17 protein-coding genes and 1 riboswitch are annotated in these 19496 nt (G+C 37.0%); all 17 genes read left to right on the forward strand.

The window, feature by feature from the left end:
* Positions 1-154 precede the first annotated feature (154 nt).
* The 17 genes from ACE198_RS15825 to ACE198_RS15905 all read left to right on the forward strand — a co-directional run bounded on the left by ACE198_RS15825 (position 155) and on the right by ACE198_RS15905 (position 19334).
* Complete coding sequence (locus tag ACE198_RS15825; RefSeq protein WP_251463431.1) at positions 155-952, forward strand: DUF2935 domain-containing protein; 798 nt, start codon at positions 155-157, stop codon at positions 950-952.
* Positions 953-1203: 251 nt separating this feature from the next.
* Positions 1204-1965, forward strand: coding sequence for a VCBS repeat-containing protein (locus tag ACE198_RS15830; protein WP_251463432.1), 762 nt, complete (start codon positions 1204-1206; stop codon positions 1963-1965).
* Between the two features lie 38 nt (positions 1966-2003).
* The gene (locus ACE198_RS15835; RefSeq protein ID WP_251463433.1) at positions 2004-2492 is read left to right on the forward strand and encodes a hypothetical protein; all 489 of its coding nucleotides are present in this window, start codon (positions 2004-2006) and stop codon (positions 2490-2492) included.
* A gap of 67 nt (positions 2493-2559) precedes the next feature.
* On the forward strand, positions 2560-2820 hold the full coding sequence (locus ACE198_RS15840; RefSeq protein ID WP_251463434.1) for a hypothetical protein: 261 nt from the start codon (positions 2560-2562) through the stop codon (positions 2818-2820).
* Positions 2821-3062: 242 nt separating this feature from the next.
* Positions 3063-3142, forward strand: a riboswitch (glycine riboswitch).
* A 155-nt stretch (positions 3143-3297) separates the two neighbouring features.
* Complete coding sequence (locus tag ACE198_RS15845; RefSeq protein ID WP_251463435.1) at positions 3298-4674, forward strand: amino acid permease; 1377 nt, start codon at positions 3298-3300, stop codon at positions 4672-4674.
* 32 nt (positions 4675-4706) lie between these two features.
* Positions 4707-5060: a hypothetical protein gene (locus ACE198_RS15850; RefSeq protein ID WP_251463436.1), complete on the forward strand. Its 354-nt coding sequence runs from the start codon at positions 4707-4709 to the stop codon at positions 5058-5060.
* Between the two features lie 250 nt (positions 5061-5310).
* Complete coding sequence (locus ACE198_RS15855) at positions 5311-6528, forward strand: MFS transporter (protein WP_251463437.1); 1218 nt, start codon at positions 5311-5313, stop codon at positions 6526-6528.
* 276 nt (positions 6529-6804) lie between these two features.
* A complete protein-coding gene (locus ACE198_RS15860) occupies positions 6805-8172 on the forward strand; it encodes an FAD-binding oxidoreductase (RefSeq protein ID WP_251463438.1) in 1368 nt (455 codons plus the stop codon).
* A 163-nt stretch (positions 8173-8335) separates the two neighbouring features.
* Positions 8336-9295 (forward strand): aldolase catalytic domain-containing protein, encoded by a 960-nt coding sequence (locus ACE198_RS15865; RefSeq protein WP_098575207.1) that lies wholly within the window; start codon positions 8336-8338, stop codon positions 9293-9295.
* 102 nt (positions 9296-9397) lie between these two features.
* Positions 9398-11044 carry an ATP-binding protein gene (locus ACE198_RS15870; protein ID WP_311315861.1) on the forward strand — a complete coding sequence of 549 codons (1647 nt, stop codon included), beginning with the start codon at positions 9398-9400 and terminating at the stop codon, positions 11042-11044.
* Positions 11037-11723 carry a response regulator gene (locus ACE198_RS15875; protein WP_375376194.1) on the forward strand — a complete coding sequence of 229 codons (687 nt, stop codon included), beginning with the start codon at positions 11037-11039 and terminating at the stop codon, positions 11721-11723. The genes ACE198_RS15870 and ACE198_RS15875 overlap by 8 nt, the downstream gene beginning before the upstream one ends.
* Positions 11724-11877: 154 nt before the next feature.
* The gene (locus tag ACE198_RS15880) at positions 11878-13170 is read left to right on the forward strand and encodes a CitMHS family transporter (RefSeq protein WP_251463452.1); all 1293 of its coding nucleotides are present in this window, start codon (positions 11878-11880) and stop codon (positions 13168-13170) included.
* 82 nt (positions 13171-13252) lie between these two features.
* Entirely contained in the window at positions 13253-14176 is a 924-nt protein-coding gene (locus ACE198_RS15885; protein WP_251463440.1) for an AEC family transporter, read from the forward strand.
* Between the two features lie 139 nt (positions 14177-14315).
* Complete coding sequence (locus ACE198_RS15890) at positions 14316-16685, forward strand: polyprenyl synthetase family protein (protein WP_375376195.1); 2370 nt, start codon at positions 14316-14318, stop codon at positions 16683-16685.
* A 99-nt stretch (positions 16686-16784) separates the two neighbouring features.
* Positions 16785-17582, forward strand: coding sequence for a hypothetical protein (locus tag ACE198_RS15895; protein WP_375376196.1), 798 nt, complete (start codon positions 16785-16787; stop codon positions 17580-17582).
* A gap of 276 nt (positions 17583-17858) precedes the next feature.
* On the forward strand, positions 17859-18569 hold the full coding sequence (locus tag ACE198_RS15900) for a rhamnogalacturonan acetylesterase (RefSeq protein ID WP_375376200.1): 711 nt from the start codon (positions 17859-17861) through the stop codon (positions 18567-18569).
* A 24-nt stretch (positions 18570-18593) separates the two neighbouring features.
* Complete coding sequence (locus ACE198_RS15905) at positions 18594-19334, forward strand: hypothetical protein (protein ID WP_375376197.1); 741 nt, start codon at positions 18594-18596, stop codon at positions 19332-19334.
* The last annotated feature ends 162 nt before the right edge of the window (positions 19335-19496 follow it).

Raw genomic sequence — 19496 nt, forward strand, 5'->3', positions numbered from 1 at the left:
TACTTACTAATCATATGCTAGTCCTTCAAGAAGATGTTTATACCTTTTCGCGGCAGGGTTATGCTTGATTCTTTTTCCTAACTTTGTTCATAAGAAGCAAGTTAGAAGAATAATATTAATATAGTGTGTGGATTACTATTTGGGAGGAATAAACATGAATGATGTTTTTGAGAAAACAGCTAGATTCGAACACCGTTTCTGGCTCCAAATATTAGGTGATCATTCAAGGTTTATATACGAATCGTTAGCCCCCGTTCAAACAGAGGAAATTGAAACGACTTTAACATTTATAAGAGAATTTGACACATTACTTGAGCGTACGGAATCCGCAAATTTATGGACATTATCCAGGGAAGCTGAATCCGAAGTTATAAAATTAAGAGAATTTAAATTGGAATTATTAAGAAAACATCTGATTGGAAAAATAAAAATTCACCTTTCACCTACCTTTATAAATCATATGGTAAATGAATTAGAGGAGTATTTAAGAATTTTAGAGCACTTAAAGGCTGGGGAAGTCCCGCCTGTGTATCACGAGCTCCACCATCACCTATTATGGTTATTGGATGCGGCGGGGCATGCAGAAGCAATATCCACCAATTTAGATGGTGTTGAAAAAAAACTTAGAGAAAAAAGTAATTCATATTTGAAGAACTTTGAGAATTTCTACTTAAAATCCGTGGAGCTTGCAGGGTATTTAAGAACCAATTTAGCGTCTTTTCCTGCTTTGGATAAAATGAACTTAGACAGTCAATTAGAAATTAAGTTATTTCAAAACTTTCTACAGGAAATAGAAGAACTTAGACTAAGTAAGCAAGCATTAGGTACCTTTGCCCCCTTAATGGCGGATCATATGTATCGTGAAGAATGTTATTATCTAATGAAGTTAGCAGAATCGACAAAACTTGATCCACCCAACTGTGATCCTGCTAAACCTAGACTAAAAGAATGAAAACTAAGCATCAATAATAGAGAGGGGGAAAGTATCCGCTCTCTTTTGAGTTTCTGTTGCCTTATTAAAAGTAAGTAAACGATTGGATTTGTCGTAAGTTATTCAATAGTTATTTACCTATCAACTTGTACTTTCGTATAAGTGTATTTATTTTTCAGTAAAACTCCTTCCGGACCTAAAAACGGTGTCATCTAGGCATTTACCTGCATATGGTAAATCAAGTCATACAAATGTTTGAAGGGGGGATCTATTTGTACAGGCAATTTCAAGAACAAACCTTTGTTAATGATACTTATCCTGGAAACTTTATGTTGCTTGACATGAGGAAAGGTGATGTTACAGGTGACGGTATAGCAGATTACGTCTATTTATATGGAAGAAAAAACGGTGAAACTGAAGTCTTTGCTGATCAAATTACACTCGTCATTCAAGACGGGCGTTCGAAACGGATTTCATCTATTAATCTTCAAAATAATACTGGATATAATGCTCAGCTTTTTCTCGGGGATTTTTCTAATGATAATATATTGGATATTTTGGTAAGTATTGAAACGGGGGGAAGCGGAGGATACGGTATTTTCTATATTTACTCCTATAGAAATAATATCCCTATGCTATTGTTTGATGTTGAAAAATATAATAAAAGTTATAGATTCAAAGTCAATTATGAGGATTTTTATAAAGTGACTGTAGGAAGCCCTTCGTTAGATTTGCTTTTCACCCTAGACATTAGTTACAAAGGTTATGATTATCTATCTGAGCTCTATGATGAAAATGGAAAATTAAAACAGCCAGTTCAGGGCGAGGTTCTTGCAGCAACTGCGTTATATCCCATTGTTACAAATGGAAAAGGAATAAATTATGATTTACTCGTTCTTCAACGGATTATTGGTACATCTAATGCGGATACATTAGGTTATGTCGAAAACCTTTTAACATGGAATGGAACTCAATTTATATCCACATCATTGGCAACAGAGATTTTTGGAACAAAGTTAAGCAGTACGTACTAGTGTCGAGCTGCATTTTTTATCAGCTAGGAGGTAAATGGATGACTAAATTTTTTTCGTTTCATGGAACTGTCACCATGATTACTGACCTTGTAGGTCAAAATGGTACAGGAGAAGGCTGTAATAAATTAATATCTGTAGAAAACGGCACGGGAGCAATTGTGAATTTCGTGGTGTCATCAACGACTTATTTTGTTGACCATGCAATTGTGGCTATAGGAGATCGCGTGACTGGTTATTATGACGGAAATGCACCTGCTATTCTTATTTACCCTCCACAATATCCAGCGCTTGTCATGGTTAAAGATAGCCCATATCAGAATGTAAAAGTTGATTACTTTAATAGTGAATTAGAGAGTAGTGATGGACGGTTACGATTAAATATATCTCCATATACCCAAATACTTTTAACAAATGGGCAACCCTTTACAAGAAACCCCGCGAACAGGAATCTTATTGTCATTTATGGACCAGCCACCAAAAGTATCCCCGCCCAAATCACACCTTATAGAATTATCGTTTTGTGTTAGGAATGGTAAGAACATTGTACAAGGTTTTTTCCAAAATCTATAGTATCAATCCACGAGGGTGTACATTATGAGAAATAAAAGGGAAATTCAAGGTCAACCACAAACAATGATTGGTCAAGCATGGACTGGTAGACATGTGATCTTGCTCCATTGTACAAACCATAATCAATTCTTAAATCTTTATAAAAGTTACCATGCTCCAATTGAGCCGCCACGGCAAAATTGTGCAGAAACTTTGTCACAATTACTAAGTATCGGTTATCGCATTATGGCGGTCACTCCCATCTCAGCCAATCATATTCAATATTTTTTGGTCCTAGGAGATTAAGAAAAAAATGAACCCCTTCACGAATGAGGTGGGTTTATTTTTTGTTCTCCAATCTGGGCCCCGAAAATATGTATTGACAAAGTGATTGAATACTACTAAAATTAAAAATTATTTAACAATAATGTAAATCTTAAGACTTGATGATGGTTGAATAATTTTTAGTGGGGATTTTGAACCTTTGGTTCTTCTATTCAAAATTAAATAATAAGCAAGCTATGATTGCTATGGGTCAAACTATAGCAGGAGCAGCTTCTGGAGAGACCGCAGAAATCTGCGGCGCCGAAGGGTTCACAATCTCAGGCAAAAGGACAGAAGAGTACGTATTTTATTTGTTATTCTGATAAAAGAGTGATAAATATTATTTGTTATTCTTATGACCATGAGATTGGAGCTGATCCAGTCTCTTTTTTTATGGTTTTTAACCTTTTGCTCATCAATTCACAACATGAACTTTACAAAAATAAGGAGGAAATGAAAATGGCACAGCAAGAATTAAAACGAGATTTAAAAGATCGTCATGTACAACTCATTGCGATTGGCGGTACGATTGGTACAGGTTTATTTCTTGGTTCAGGAAGAGCGATCCAGTTAGCAGGTCCATCTATCATATTTGCTTATTTAATCGTTGGTATTGCTTGTTTTTTTGTGATGAGGGCACTTGGGGAACTGCTATTATCGAATGCGGGCTATCAATCATTCACGGATTTTGCGGAAGAGTACATTGGACCGTGGGCTGGTTATGTGACAGGATGGACGTATTGGTTTTGTTGGATCATGACCGCCATGGCTGATATTATTGCTGTGGGGGTATATGTGCAATATTGGTTCGATATTCCGCAATGGATACCTGCTTTAATCTGCTTAATTGTATTATTGGGATTAAATTTACTAACCGTAAAGCTATTTGGAGAGTTAGAGTTTTGGTTTGCAATCATCAAAGTAATTACCATTCTAGCTTTAATCGTAATAGGAATCATTTTATTGGTTATTGGATTTCAAACCGATTCGGGAACAGTTTCAATCAAGAATCTCTGGGGACACGGTGGTCTTTTTCCAAATGGGATATCAGGTTTCTTTTTGTCTTTTCAAATGGTTGTTTTTGCATTTGTAGGTGTTGAATTAGTGGGTGTCTCCGCAGCGGAAACATCTAATCCTCGAAAAAATATTCCATCTGCCATTAATAAAATCCCGTTGCGAATTCTATTTTTCTATGTGGGAGCCCTTTTCATTCTTTTATGTATCAATCCTTGGACAGAACTGAATGCAGCTAATAGTCCATTTGTTAAGACGTTTAGCTTAGTAGGTATTCCAATTGCAGCAGGAATTATTAATTTTGTTGTCTTGACATCAGCTGCTTCAGCGTGTAACAGCGGATTATTTTCAACCAGCCGAATATTGTTTAATTTAAGTGGTCATAAACAGGGACCTGCTAAATTTGCTAAATTAAATAAAAACCATGTACCAAGTAACGCATTATTTATTTCCACTCTTGTTCTATCAGCCGGTGCTCTTTTAAGTAAACTGATTCCAGAACAAGCCTTTGGTATCGTGACAACGATCAGTGCGATTTGTTTTATTTGGGTTTGGAGCATCATATTAATTTGTCATTTGCGCTACCGGAAATCACGTCCTGATTTACATGAAAAGTCGATTTTTAAAGCACCGTTCACACCGTTTATCAATTATGTCGTCCTAACGTTATTTGCACTCATTCTTATTATTATGCTATTTGCCGAAGCAACTCGTACCGCTTTATTATTAACACCTGTTTGGTTCATTCTTTTATTCATTTTATATTCATTAAAAAAGAAAAAGGGTGTCAGACTGATGTCTCAAAACATACACTCTTCATAATAATGTTTTTTCGATAGTGAGGAGTGTGCGTTATGAAGTTTGAGATGCAAAAGGCGAATTTGCTTGCTGAAAATATCAATGGGTTTATAACATATGTTCAAAAAAGTCATATCAATAAAAACAGCAACAGGTTTGCACCAGACAAATTGTTTCAAATAAAACTTCTTATTGAAGAGTATAAGTTTCAGATCCTTTCAGATGAATTGTTTAGAATTAATAAGTTTGATTGGGATGAAAAGTATACGTATTATTTAGTGGATCAATTTAAAGAAGGGCTCAAAATTATTGAGGAATACGTAAAAAATAGTTACGATGAATTATTTCTGTTAACTGGCAGACTTTACACGTTAAAGAATCTTAGTGAATCATTTAATAGAAGTGAATAATGTGATGACCTTCTTTCCAAAAGAAAATACTAGTTATTTCTTATTGTCACATGAAAATTATCGTGATACTATTAGATGAAATTAAATTCCTTTAAATTGGTCCAGAGAGGCCAAAAAGGCGAAAGTAAAATTCATATATACTTTGTTACGTATATGAATGCCCTTTTGTCCTTTGGATGAAAGGGCATTTTATTTTTGCCAACTATCTTTTAATCATAGTCCAGAGAGGCTTGAAAGGAGAACGACAGAAATGGATTATCGCAGAAAAACAGTAGTCGCATCAGTTGCAGGGTTAACATTAGAGGGCATGGATATCATGTTTATCTCCTTTGCCATGTCAATGATTATTGCTCAGTTTCATATTGACATGGTGGCAGGCGGTCTCATTTCTTCTATTACAAATCTAGGAATGCTAGCTGGGGGAGTCATTTTCGGTATATTAGCAGATAAATTTGGGAGAGTTAAAATCTTTACTTACACAATTCTACTATTTGCTATCGGTACCGCATTAACCGGCTTAGCCGAAAATATTGAACAAGTTTACATCTTTCGATTTATTGCCGGCTTAGGTGCAGGAGGGGAATACGGGATCGGTATGGCGCTTGTAGCGGAAGCGTGGCCAAAAAATAAACAAGGACGAGCTTCTTCTTATGTCAGCGTTGGTGCTCAATACGGTGTGATTCTTGCTGCTCTTCTTAGTGCAATCATCCTTCCTTCATGGGGCTGGAGGGGATTGTTTTTCACCGGATTGGTTCCGGTTATCTTCGCCTTTATCGTCAGAAAGAAATTGGATGAATCACCTGAATGGTTGAAAACCCAGAATAAAAAACAACTTGTACCCAGAGAATGGAAATTAAAGCAATTGTTTGCGACGCCAAGAACCTCAGTAACAACGATTGCTCTAGCGATCATGGCAACTGTCCAAATTGCTGGATATAATGGTTTGATGATTTGGCTTCCATCTATGCTGCAACAATCCCAAGGTTTGTCGGTTTCAAACTCTGCCCTTTGGACGATTAGCACTGCGGCTGGTATGATTGCAGGAATGTTAACCTTTGGACACTTTATCGATCGCTTTGGGATGAAACGCTCATATGGAGTCTTCTTATTCGCATCAGCGGTCGCTGTCTTTTTATATGCCTATGCGTCAGGGAGTGCTGGTCTATTAATCGGGGGTGCAATCGTCGGGTTCTTCTCGAATGGTATGTTTGCGGGTTATGGGGCATTAATAAGCAGTTTCTATTCAGTAGAAATTCGAAGCACAGCAACCAACACAATCTTTAACTTTGGACGAGCATTAGGAGGATTATCTCCAATATTAGTAGGATATATCTTGCAGCATGCTAATGTTACGGCAGCAATGGGATATCTCGCACTACTCTACTGTATCTCCTTTATCGCAATGATTAGCTTGAAAAAAGGAAAAACTACTGAAGTACAAGACATTAGCTTATCTAAAGCAGTTTAAAATGAAAGAAGGAAACATTCAGGCATTGGGATTTTAAAATCCAATGCCTTTTTCAACTAGTCTAATAGCAAATTATTCGTTAACATTTACCTTTATATTAGTTGGTCGCCTCCAAACAATTAGACCAGCAAACATAAGATAAAATAACACTGTTTTTTCATAATCTATTTGGATAATAGAAAAACATTGCGGAGAATTGTGTGAATTATTTGTAAAAAGATAATAATAGAGTAATAATGAATTAATAATTACTTACGATGAGAGGATGTATAATCTTTGGAATGGAAAAAAGCTCTGAGAGACCTTCTGCCTGATGAACAAATAAGTGAAAATCCTACCATTTTAGAACATCATAGCAAGGATGAATCGTATCATCAACCTGTAAAACCAGATATCGTGGTTTTCCCTAAAAGTAAAATAGAGATTTCAGAAATTATGAAAATAGCATATAAGTATAAAATACCAGTTGTCCCTTTTGGGGCAGGTTCCAGCCTAGAAGGACATCCAATCCCCGTTTCAGGCGGAATCTCAATGGATTTTCAATTCATGAATCATATCATTGAAGTTAGGGAAAAGGACCTTCTTATTAAGGTACAACCAGGTGTGACTCGAAAACAATTAAATAAGGCACTTAAAAAGTATGGTCTCTTCTTTCCAGTTGACCCTGGTGCAGACGCGACGATTGGCGGGATGACGAGTACGAATGCCTCAGGTACAACCACTGTTAAATATGGTGCCATGAAAGATGTAGTTAGAGGACTTGAAGTAGTTTTAGCAAATGGGGAAATAGTAAACCTAGGCGGGTTAGCGGCAAAATCTTCTTCAGGATATAATTTAACACCTTTATTTGTTGGCTCAGAAGGAACATTAGGAGTTTTTACTGAAATCACTTTAAAAGTTTTTGGAATTCCGGAAGCGACACTTGCTTGCAGAGCTGTCTTTCCTTCTGTCGATCATGCGATTAAGGCCGCGAATGCTATGGTCTCATCAGGCATCCCCATAGCCCGTATTGAACTTGTAGATGCTCGTTCTATGAAACAAGTAAATATACATAACGAAACTATATACCCTGAGCAGCCAACTCTATTTATGGAGTTCCACGGAAATGAAGAAGGGATAAAGGCCGATGTTAAATTTGCGAAAGAATTAGCAGACTTAGAAGGTTGTTCTCAATTTGAATACGAAACAGACTCTCTGAAAAAAGCGAAGTTGTGGGAGGCACGTCATACCCTTGCATATGCCTTTAAACATGGTTATCCAGCGAAGAAAAATATGAGTACGGACGTGTGTGTACCATTATCTAAGCTTCCGGATGCCATTTCTCATGCAAGTTCGTTACTTGAAGAGTATGGATTGATTGGCGGTATCGTAGGGCATGTAGGAGATGGAAACTTTCATGCATTAATTATGATTGATCCGAAGGACCCTGTTGAGTCAGATATGGCACATACTGTTAACCAAAAAATTGTAGAATTTGCGATTGAATGTGGCGGGACAGCTACAGGCGAACATGGAATTGGACTTGGAAAAATTGACTATCTATATAAAGAACATGCTAGTACTATTCATCTAATGAAAATGATAAAAGACCAATTTGATCCACTTGGTATATTAAATCCTGGGAAAATGTTTAAATCAAAGTAGGGCTAATATATTGATATATTCAAAGATTTTACGAATTTTCGGAAATTAGGTTGACATCGTTGGACAAACCGTGATATAAACACAATAAGAAATTTTAGCGCTTAAAAGCATAAAAGTGTGAAATAATATTGAAAAAGTGAAATATACAGGGGGAAATACGATTATGGAACAAAGTAGCAAAATTTTAGACTGTACCATTCGAGATGGAGGGCTAGTTAATAATTGGGACTTTAGTGTCGAATTTGTTCAAGACTTGTATGAAGGTCTTAGTGCTTCAGGTGTTGAATACATGGAGATTGGTTACAAAAATTCTCCTAAACTTCTTAATGCGACCGAGCCAAATCCATGGAGATTTCTTGATGATAACTTCTTGAAGGAAATTATCCCTGTGAAAAAGTTCACCAAGCTATCAGCTCTAGTAGATATTGGGCGTGTAGATCCCAACGATATTCTCCCTCGTGAACAAAGTGTTCTAGATATGATTCGTGTGGCTTGCTATATCCGTGAAGTGGATAAGGGCTTAGAACTTGTCCAGATGTTCCATGATTTGGGTTATGAAACTTCCCTTAACATTATGGCATTATCAAGTGTACCTGAACAACAGCTGATTAAAGCGTTTGAATTGGTGAAGCAAAGCCCTGTTGATGTGGTCTATATTGTTGATTCTTTTGGTAGTCTAGACCCAGTAGATATTGAGCATCAAGTAAAGAAATTCAAAGAGATGATCCCTAACAAACAACTGGGAATTCATACACATAACAATATGCAGTTAGCCTTTGCCAATACATTAACTGCACTTAGAAATGGGGTTACCTACTTGGATTCGTCTGTATATGGCATGGGACGGGCAGCAGGTAACTGTAATACAGAACTTCTCGTTAGCTACATCCAAAAATCAAGCTATGAGATTAAACCAGTTCTTGGAGTTATTGAGAAACATATGCTTGAAATGCGTGAAAAGTGGGAGTGGGGCTATATCATTCCTTATATGATTTCAGGTGTACTGAATGAACATCCACGTGTGGCCATGGCTTACCGTGACAGTGCCGACCGTGATAAATTCGTCGATTTTTATGACAAAGTAACATCACCCGAAAGTACAGTGGCTACAACTTTAAAATAGTTTAAATTACTCAATGTACCTCTTTCGTAGGGGTACTTTTTTTATTTTTACTAACGGCAACTTCCACAAAGAAATCTGAGCCTTAAAAGGATATAATGAATTTTGTGCGATTCCACGCAGTTCAATAAGGAGGTATGCCACCTGAAATCCAAAAACATATCGCTACAGATAAAAATATTTGGGCTTGTTCTATTACTAGGGTTATTTTTAATCATTTTGTTAACAGTATTTTTCAGTTATATGGAAAGTAAACAAATAGAGGAAAACAGGGGCAGGATGGCGCTTGAAATTTCGAGAACGGTTTCATTTATACCCACGATTATTTCTTCGGTTCAGACAAATGATCCATCCAAAACAATACAGCCTTTAGCAGAGAAGATTCGGAATGAAACCGGTGCAGAGTTTGTTGTCATCGGAAACAAAGAGGGGACAAGATTTTCGCATCCTTTACCATCGATGATTGGTAAGAAAATGAAAGGTGGAGATAATGAGAGGGCAATTAAGCAAGGGGAATATTATGTGTCTAAGGCTAAGGGTTCACTCGGGCCTTCAATAAGAGGAAAATCACCTATTTTTAATAAAAAGGGTGAAGTGATCGGAATCGTTTCTGTAGGTTTTTTGCTTGAAGATGTCCATCAGCAAATTATAAATAATCTTAACAAGGTACTTCTTGTATCTCTTTTCGCATTTTTGGTTTCTCTTTTTGGAAGTATCCTTCTGGGAAAAAATATTCGCAAAGATACCATGGGGCTAGAACCTTTTGAAATTGCTGCACTATATAAAGAAAAGAATGCTGTACTTCATGGAGTGAAAGAAGGGATTTTAGCTATTAATAAAGAGGGATTCATCACGATGATGAATCAGCCTGCTAAAAGACTATTACAAATAAACGGGTCAGTCCGTCATATAAAAGTAGATGGCCTGTTTCCTTCTGATTATTTATATGAAGTTTTAAAATCAGGAAACCCACAAGTTGATAAAGAAATGGTCTGGAAAGATAAAACTGTTATTGTCAACTGTACTCCACTCTTTGAAGAGTCTGGCGTAAGTGGAGTGGTTGCTTCTTTTCGTGATAAAACAGAAATTGAGCAAATGTTAAACACCCTATCAGAAGTAAATAGCTATTCGGAAGATCTTCGTGCGCAAACACATGAATATACCAATAAGTTATATGTGTTATTAGGACTGCTGCAGCTAGGAGAAACCGAACAGGCCATTGAAATGCTCCAATCTGAAACACAGGTGTTGCAATTTCAGAATTCTATTGTTTTTAACCATATCAAAGACACGAAAGTCCAAGCTATTCTGTTAGGAAAATTGGGTAAGGCTTCTGAAAAGAAAATAAAGTTTGAGATCATTTCTGATAGCTTTTTAAAGGAATTGCCATCCCATTTTAAACTTTCGAACTTAATTGTAATTCTTGGAAACCTAATTGACAATGCCTTTGAAGCTGTTTATGGTGTGGATTCTCCCACGGTAAAATTCTTCGCTACAGATATTGGCAGTGATATCATATTTGAGATTTCGGATAATGGGAAAGGAATAACTGATGTGGAAATTCCACTCCTTTTTTCAAGAGGGTTTACATCTAAAGAAGGGTCTGAGCCGAGGGGATTTGGCCTATCCAATGCAGAGGATGCTGTGTTGGAAATGAATGGTATGATTGAGGTGCAGAGTACCAAGGAAAGTGGAACTATTTTTACCGTATACCTGCCGAAGGAAATTGAGAGGAGTGAAAAACTTGAATAGGATAAAAGTAGCGATTGCAGAAGATGATTTCCGAATAGCCGATATCCATGAAAAATTTTTAAATAAGTTTAAGGAAATCGAGGTTGTGGGAAAGTCATTAAATGGTGAGCAAACTCTAGACCTGCTAAAGGAGAAAATCCCCGACTTATATATTCTTGATGTCTATATGCCAGATATGCTAGGGTCTGATTTGCTTCCCATCATTCGAGAGCGTTTCCCAAAGATAAGCATTATTATGGTCACAGCTGCGACTGATAAGATTTTCCTCGAAAAAGCTTTAAGCTACGGAGTAGAAAATTATTTAATTAAACCTGTAAATAGAGAAAGATTTGAAGAAGTGGTCTTAGAATTTATTAAAAAACACTCTATTCTATCGTCAGGCCAAGAGGTTGACCAGAATTATGTTGACCTTCTGTTCGGTAAAAATACGACTGAAAAGTTGGGGAAGGGTACTGGATTACCTAAAGGAATTGATGAAATTACCCTTGAAAAGGTGAAAAACACTCTTCAATTGAAAAACCAGGGTCTTTCTGCTGAAGAAGTGGGAAAGGAAATTGGTGCATCTCGAATTACAGCACGGAGATATCTTGAATATCTTTCCTCTATAAAAGAGGCAAAAGCGGAAGTGGTGTATGGAATTGTCGGGAGGCCAGAGAGAAAATATTATTCTGTTAAGTGAGGATGCTAATTGGCATCCTTTTTGCGTGTTAAGATAGCTGTGAACAAAATGAACTAAATATAGAATAATGTACGATAATAACTTTATTTTGGAAACGTTTTCACCTTAGAATATTTAGATTATTATTAATTTACTAACAAAAGGGGTGAAGATGATGCTGGCAACTTTAGGATTTTTAATGATTTTTATTTTTATGATACTTATTATGACAAAACGTCTATCAGCTATGATCGCTTTAATGGTGGTGCCGGTTGTATTTGCATTAATAGGTGGATTTGGAAAAGAATTAGGACCAATGGCGCTTGAGGGGATAAGAAGCGTAGCACCAACAGGAATCATGATTCTTTTTGCCATTCTCTTTTTTGGAATTTTGATAGATGCAGGTGTATTTGATCCGATCATCTCGACAATCTTGAAAGTCGTAAAAGGGGATCCTGTAAAAATAGCGATTGGAACAGCTGTCCTTGCGTTATTAATTTCCCTTGATGGTGATGGAACGACTACATATATGATTACCATTTCAGCAATGCTTCCTTTGTATAAACGTATTGGCATGAGACCTCTGGTCCTGGCAGGAATTGCTGTATCTTCTTCAGGTGTGATGAACCTTCTTCCATGGGGAGGACCAACTGCTAGAGCAATGACAGCACTTCATCTTGAGATGGGGGATATCTTTACACCGGTAATCCCAAGCATGATAGGCGGCGTGTTGTTTGTATTATTTATGGCTTATTGCCTTGGTAGAAAAGAGCGCAAACGTGTAGGAGTTGCAGAAATAGATTATAGCACGATGTCAATGATGGCAGCTACTTCTGAGGATGCTTATCTAAAACGTCCAAAACTAATTCTTGTAAACTATCTATTAACTATTCTACTTTTAGTTGCTTTAATCCAAGAATTACTGCCTTCTACCGTATTGTTTATGATAGGTTTTGCCATTGCGATTACGCTTAATTATCCAAATATAAATGAACAAAAAGAACGAATCATGCACTACGCGGATAATGCATTATCTGTTGTTTCCATGGTATTTGCTGCAGGGATTTTTACGGGTATTCTTTCAGGGACGAAAATGGTGGATGCCATGGCACATTCGATGATTACTCATATTCCTGATGTTTTGGGCTCCCATTTTGCCCTCATTACAGCAATAGCTAGTGCTCCATTTACATTTTTTATGTCCAATGATGCCTTTTATTATGGAGTTTTACCATTGCTTGCTAAAGCGGCAAGTGTGTATGGAATTGATCCAGCAATGATTGGAAGAGCATCACTATTAGGATTACCGGTTCATTTATTAAGCCCATTAGTACCGTCCACTTATTTATTAGTTGGTATGGTTGGAGAAGATTTCGGCGATCTTCAGCGCACATTTCTAAAATGGGCATGCGGATCAACTGCGGTGATGATTTTAGTTGCGGTTCTATTGTCAATTATTCCAATCTAAAAGTTAGATCATGGTCCAAAGACTCATATAAGAGTTTTTGGACTAAATTTGATTTTAAGGGAGTAGAATAAAGGAGAGTTTTATGGAAGTATTCTTACTTATTGTATTAAATGTCATTTTGCCTGTATTTGCCTTAATAGGAGCTGGTATCTTTCTCCATCGGAAATTTAAGTTTGATATGAACACTTTATCAAAGCTAAATACATACTTTCTCATGCCTTGTGTCAGTTTTGTCAATATTTATCAAAATAATGTTGGCGGGGAAACACTTTTGCATATTCTTGGCTTTTTAGTAATACAATGTTCATGCTTAATGATTATAAGTAGTCTAATATCTAAAGTGGCAAGATTTGATAACGGACTGTCTTCCACTTTTAAAAATAGTGTCGTCCTAAATAATTCTGGAAACTTTGGTTTACCTGTTAGTCAGCTCATTTTTCAACATAACCCTTTGGGTGCATCCATACAAATTGTTGTCATGATATTTCAAAATTTGCTTACCTACACATATGGATTACTGAATTCTGTTTCCGTTGATCAAAATGGATTAAATGCAATGAAGGAGTTTCTAAAAAACCCTGTCATATATGCCTTTTTATTAGGATTGTTCCTCCATATGTATCATATCGACGTCCCAACTTTTCTATGGACTCCAATAAACAATACCTCCAATGCATTTTTGGCAGTGGCGCTAATTACATTAGGGGCACAAAGTGCTAATATAAAAATCAGTCGTTTTTCTTTACCGCTGTTTTTAAGTATATTTGGTCGTTTAATCTTATCTCCAGCCATTGCATTTATTATTATTTTAACTTTAAAACTGGATGGAACTACAGCACAGGCGTTGTTTATTGCAAGCTCGTTTCCAACATCAAGAAATAGTGCTTTGTTCGCATTAGAATATGGAAATCATCCAGAATACGCTGCACAAGTTGTATTGTTATCTACTTTACTTAGCGCGATTACAGTAACCACAGTTGTATTTTTATCGACAATTTTATTTTAACTTTTTAAAGACCGTTTATTATTTAAACGGTCTCGTTATTTAATAACTATATTGTTAAACTCAATAACATTAAATATAATTAGAATAGTTTGATAGTTAATTAGAATAAAACAACCTTAAGAAGAGGGTAATGAAATGTATGAATAAGGAGTTAATAAAAAAACCAAATTTAAGCTATCAGATTGGTGAGCAGAAAGCTGCTCATTATTTTCATTCACTTTATAAACAGGTTGTAGAAAAAAGCTATGTTCAGACGATCACAAAAGATATTCAATCCTGGAAACGTAACCATATCCATCACTCTATATTATCCTTCATATCTCGTGGCAAGGGAAAACCTGATTCTCGAACTTATCACAATTATATCCAATGGCTAAATTACACTGGTAAATTAGATAATTACTTAGATCGGAGCATTTCTTATATTTTCATGCGCGATTTAGGAAAGGCCCTTGATTCTCCAGAGACACAGACAAGAGTCAAACGTGTTGTTGACAACTTGAAAAATCAACTGATTCATTCAGGTTCTCCAGAACGAAAGACAAATAATGAGATGTTTAGTATGGCGGGATTATACCGTATGGCCCAAAAGGAGGGCATTGAATCCACACTGATTTGGGTATTTAACAAACTCAAGACTGTCTCTGCTAATATTCCAAACGGGATGGATGCTGAAAATGCTCAGCGCAAGCTCATTAAAATCATCGCTGGGGTATTCATGAATGAAATGGAAGAAATGGGGGATGAGTTATCAGCTGAAGAGCGCTCACAGAAACTTGCTGATGCAATTAGACTAGGATATTCCTATGGTTTGACCTATCCCTTTATTGACGACCTTCTTGATGCAGGAATCTTATCTATAGAAGAGGAAAAACAGTATTCCAATTTGATACGCACCAGTCTCATTACAGGAATCGTTCCTAAATTAGGTAATTGGACAGGAAAAAATGTGAATCTGATCCGATTTATTCATTCCGAACTTCGGGATGCCTTTGAGTACATAACATCTAGTCTGCGACTAGAAACTAGACAGAAGTTTTTCGAGCTGGCCTACGTGTTTTTTCATTCTCAGGAAGTAGACCGTATAAAGGATTTATCCAATCCAACTTATACAAATGAAGAATTATATATACCAGTCATTTTAAAATCCTCTTCATCTCGATTGATTGTTCGCTCGGTCATTAATGCTCCAGAAGATGAAGGCATTGATAATCGCACCTTTTTTTACGGTATTTACAACCAGCTTGCGGATGATTTTGCTGATATGTATGAAGACTTGAAAGATGGCAGGGTAACACCCTATACCTATTATTTAAAATATCATGATCAACGTGCCGATTTGATAAATCCCTTTGAAGTATACTGGACTGTTATTTCCAACTTGATCCATGAGGTGTATCATTCAGATAGCAAGGCCTGTGAGGTGATTCTCGATCGGGCAATAAACGGCCTTAAGCGCTATAAAGAACGTATGGGCAGAGATAAATATAAAGAAGTGATGCAGCTTTTTGCTGCTGGGAATCCTGCATTTAATCGTGTCATTCAAAAAATGGTGCGTAAAGCGGATGATGTTGATTTCTTTGATAAACTACTCCGAGACCATATGATAATAACGCTGAGGAATCAACGAAATGAGCAGGAAATTTTTAAAGATACGGTTGAATCCATTCGCAGTGAGATCAATCAATTCTTGAAAATCCATAAAACTAAGGACGTTGAGCCACTAATTGATGCTGCCAATTACAGTCTAGAAGGGGATGGAAAGCGATTAAGGCCCATCATGACTTGGGTTATGGGAGTAAACGAATATGGATTAAATAGGTCTGCCATCGTGCCGCTTTTGAAATCATTAGAATATATGCATACGGCTTCCTTAATCTTCGATGATTTACCATCCCAGGATAATGCCTCTACCCGTAGAGGGCGCGCAACTCTCCATCAGGTATTTAACGTTTCGATCGCGGAGTTAACGGGCCTCTTCCTGACTCAGAAAGCTATTGAAGAACAAGCATCTCTTGACCAATTTGATTCAAACATTGTCCTTCAATTAATCCACTATTCGGCAGAGATGACGGCAGTTATGTGTATGGGTCAAGCGATGGACTTGAATTCTAAAGGGAAACAATTGACGTTGGAACAATTGAATACAATGTGCTTTTATAAAACGGGTTTAGCATTCGAAGCATCGTTGATCATGCCTGCTATACTTGCCCGAGTGCAGGAGTCCGAAATAGCCGCTTTAAAAAAATTCGCGCATCATGCCGGGATAGCATTCCAGATTAAGGATGATCTGCTTGATGTTGAAGGGGATACGAATTTATTAGGAAAACCCATTGGTAAGGATGCAGAAAACAATAACTCGACTTTTGTGTCTATTCTAGGTTCTGAAGGGGCTAGAAAAGAAATGTGGGAACATTACTGTCAGGCGATGGAATCATTGCAGGAGATACCGCGCAATATTTCTTTTTTAAAGCATTTATTAAATTATATAGTAAATCGTGACCATTGATAGTGGTCTTTGTCGAAAATGATAGTCTCTTTTATCCATTCACATTATAAATTTCCTCATATAAAATAATGATAAAAAGTGGGAATGAAGGGGAACATTTTGAACACAGATCAAGCTTTCGAGTTGTTAATAGAAGCAGGAGTCACTGAAGATAATAGTATTCAAACCGTTAGACGTTGGTTTCGAGAAAGAAAGATTACCTATAAGGGCTCAGGACAGGATACGGGGTACATACTTAACAATACAGATCAAGCCTTTCATCTATTAAAGGACGCAGGGGTTGCCGATAGCACAGCTGTTCAAATCGTTCGTCGAATGCTGCGTGAAGGACAGATTGAAAAAGTGGGCAGTGGAATACAGAAACCTACCTATCCGCTTAAAGAATCAGCATCAAAACCGTTAACTAATCGTCCTTCCGATTTGGATATGATGATCCGTCAATTAAAAGTAAAATTAAAGGCACAGGATGAACATATAAAAGGAATCGAACATCTCCATCAAACCTCAATAGCTAGATTAATCCAGCAAATAGACATCTTAAAAAAAGATTTGATGAAACTGGAAAAAGAGAAAAGTGAATTTCAAATGGAAACTAAGAAATTGCTAAAAGAGAATATTGATTTGACGAATGAACTGCTAAAAATAAAAGGTGAACTATTTAAAGGAAAACAAAAAGACCCTGAATTTGAAGAAAAAGTCCATACACCTTCTCCTTCTCACACCATTGATTATCGTCAAAAATTGGGACTTTCAAAAATGGCGAGCGATAAAGAGGTCTTAACAAGGTATAAAAAATTATTAAAAATAACCCACCCCGATCACGGCGGAAACGCTTCCGCCTTTCATTTTATTAAAACGGATTATGATCAATTTAGACATAGTATCAAACTGAAATAGGTTCTAAGGATACAGAGAAATGGATCCATCTCAATTGGCGACTGGACCCCTTCATTTTGATGGGTTTGGTCGCCAATATTTTTTTCCCTGACATAGGGGCACTCGAACGATTAATGTCACCAATAATGCATAATTGGTCCATAATCACCGATATAATATACCTAGAGGTTAACATCAAGGAGTGGTGGTATGCGAAAAAAAGTTAATTGGAAAATAGTAATGGCAACCTTGCTATTACTAGTTTTTGGATTAATATCAATAAATAGCTTTGCCAAAATGGCCAATAACGAATACCCCCACAAAAAACGTATAACAGTATATCTAGCGGGAGACTCAACTGTTTCTGAATATTCAAGTTCGTATGCACCTCGAGCGGGTTGGGGACAATTTATTCAACGCTATTTCGATGATACCATTGTGGTGAAAAATGCTGCTATACCAGGAAGGAGTTCAAAAAGTTTTATTGCTGAAAGGAGACTCGTATCCATCTTGAAGCAAATTAAGAAAGGGGATTACCTTTTTATTCAATTTGGACATAATGACGAAAAAATAAACGATCCGAGCCGTTATACTGAACCGTACTCTACATATAAAAGCTATTTAAAACAATTTATTGACGGTGCGCGTGCCAAACAAGCTATTCCTGTCCTTGTTACACCCGTTGAACGAAGGAGCTTTACCAAAGAAGGCAGTGCACGTAATTCACATGGTGAGTATCCAACAGCTATGAAGGAACTTGGTTTGGAGGAACATGTACCTGTGATTGACCTTACTGCCAATAGCAAGGAATTGTTTCAAGAGCTTGGACCCGATAGGACGAAGGATGTTTTTCTTTGGCTAAAACCTGGGGAGAACAAGAACTATCCAAATGGTGTTCAGGACAACACACATTTTAAGGAGACCGGTGCCCAGAAAATAGCAAGCCTAGTGCTAGAAGGCATCAAGGAAACCAAGCTAGTTCCACTTCAAAATCACATAATAAAATAAATTAATTTGGAAGCATTTCACAGTATGTTTTTAGCTATGCCACAAACTTTACAACAAGAATGGAAAGAAGGGCAAGCATTGAAAAGAATCCTGGCTATCCTAGCTTGTATGATATTTATCGCATCAAATATAGTATCTGCTGAGGTACCAACCGAACCGAGACAAACTCTCGTCGTAGCAAATGAGAAGGAAAAGGTTTATTTATATGCTACTCCTAATCCAAAAGAAGAACTGTATATTGATTTTCGAGTCAAAATAGGGAAAGAAGTGGTAGAAACATTCGGATGGGAAGTGGCAATGAGTGAATCACGGACTCCCGAACTACATGTAATAGATCTCAATAATGATGGAATAAAAGAAGTCGTCGTAATAATAACTCTTGGCACAGGGACATGGGTAGTACAGAAGGAAGCACACATTCTCCAGCGAGTAGAAACTACAAATGGAAGGCAGGCTTACGAGGAGATGGACATCGACAACCCCGTCCACACCATAGAACGTGATTTCAAAATTACCGCAACTAATAAAACCATTCAAATTTCCGGGAGAGGTCAAAAATGGAAGGCAGCCAATATTTGTAAAAATACTTATTATCACCATCGATTCCCGCTCTATCAATCCGTAAACTGGAAAGTAGAAGGAAATAGGCTTGTCGCGGATGTGGGATTACCCATCACGTCCAACTGTGTACCTGCCGGATTTCTCCTAAACTACAAGCAAAAAGGACAAATCTATGTAGCAAAATATGTAAAAGTAAATCTTTAAAAATGAAGCAGGAAACCCTACAAGGGTTCCTGCTTCAGACTGTCGACAAATCCGAAGGATTTCGGGTTTTAAATCGACAGTCTTTTTTGTTTGGCTACATTAAACTAGTCTGTTGATTTCCGTTCCAGGCGGCTTCGCTTTCCGCGGGCGGTTCGGGGAGCC

This window comes from Neobacillus sp. KR4-4, from assembly GCF_042136325.1.
Classification (GTDB): domain Bacteria; phylum Bacillota; class Bacilli; order Bacillales; family Cytobacillaceae; genus Neobacillus.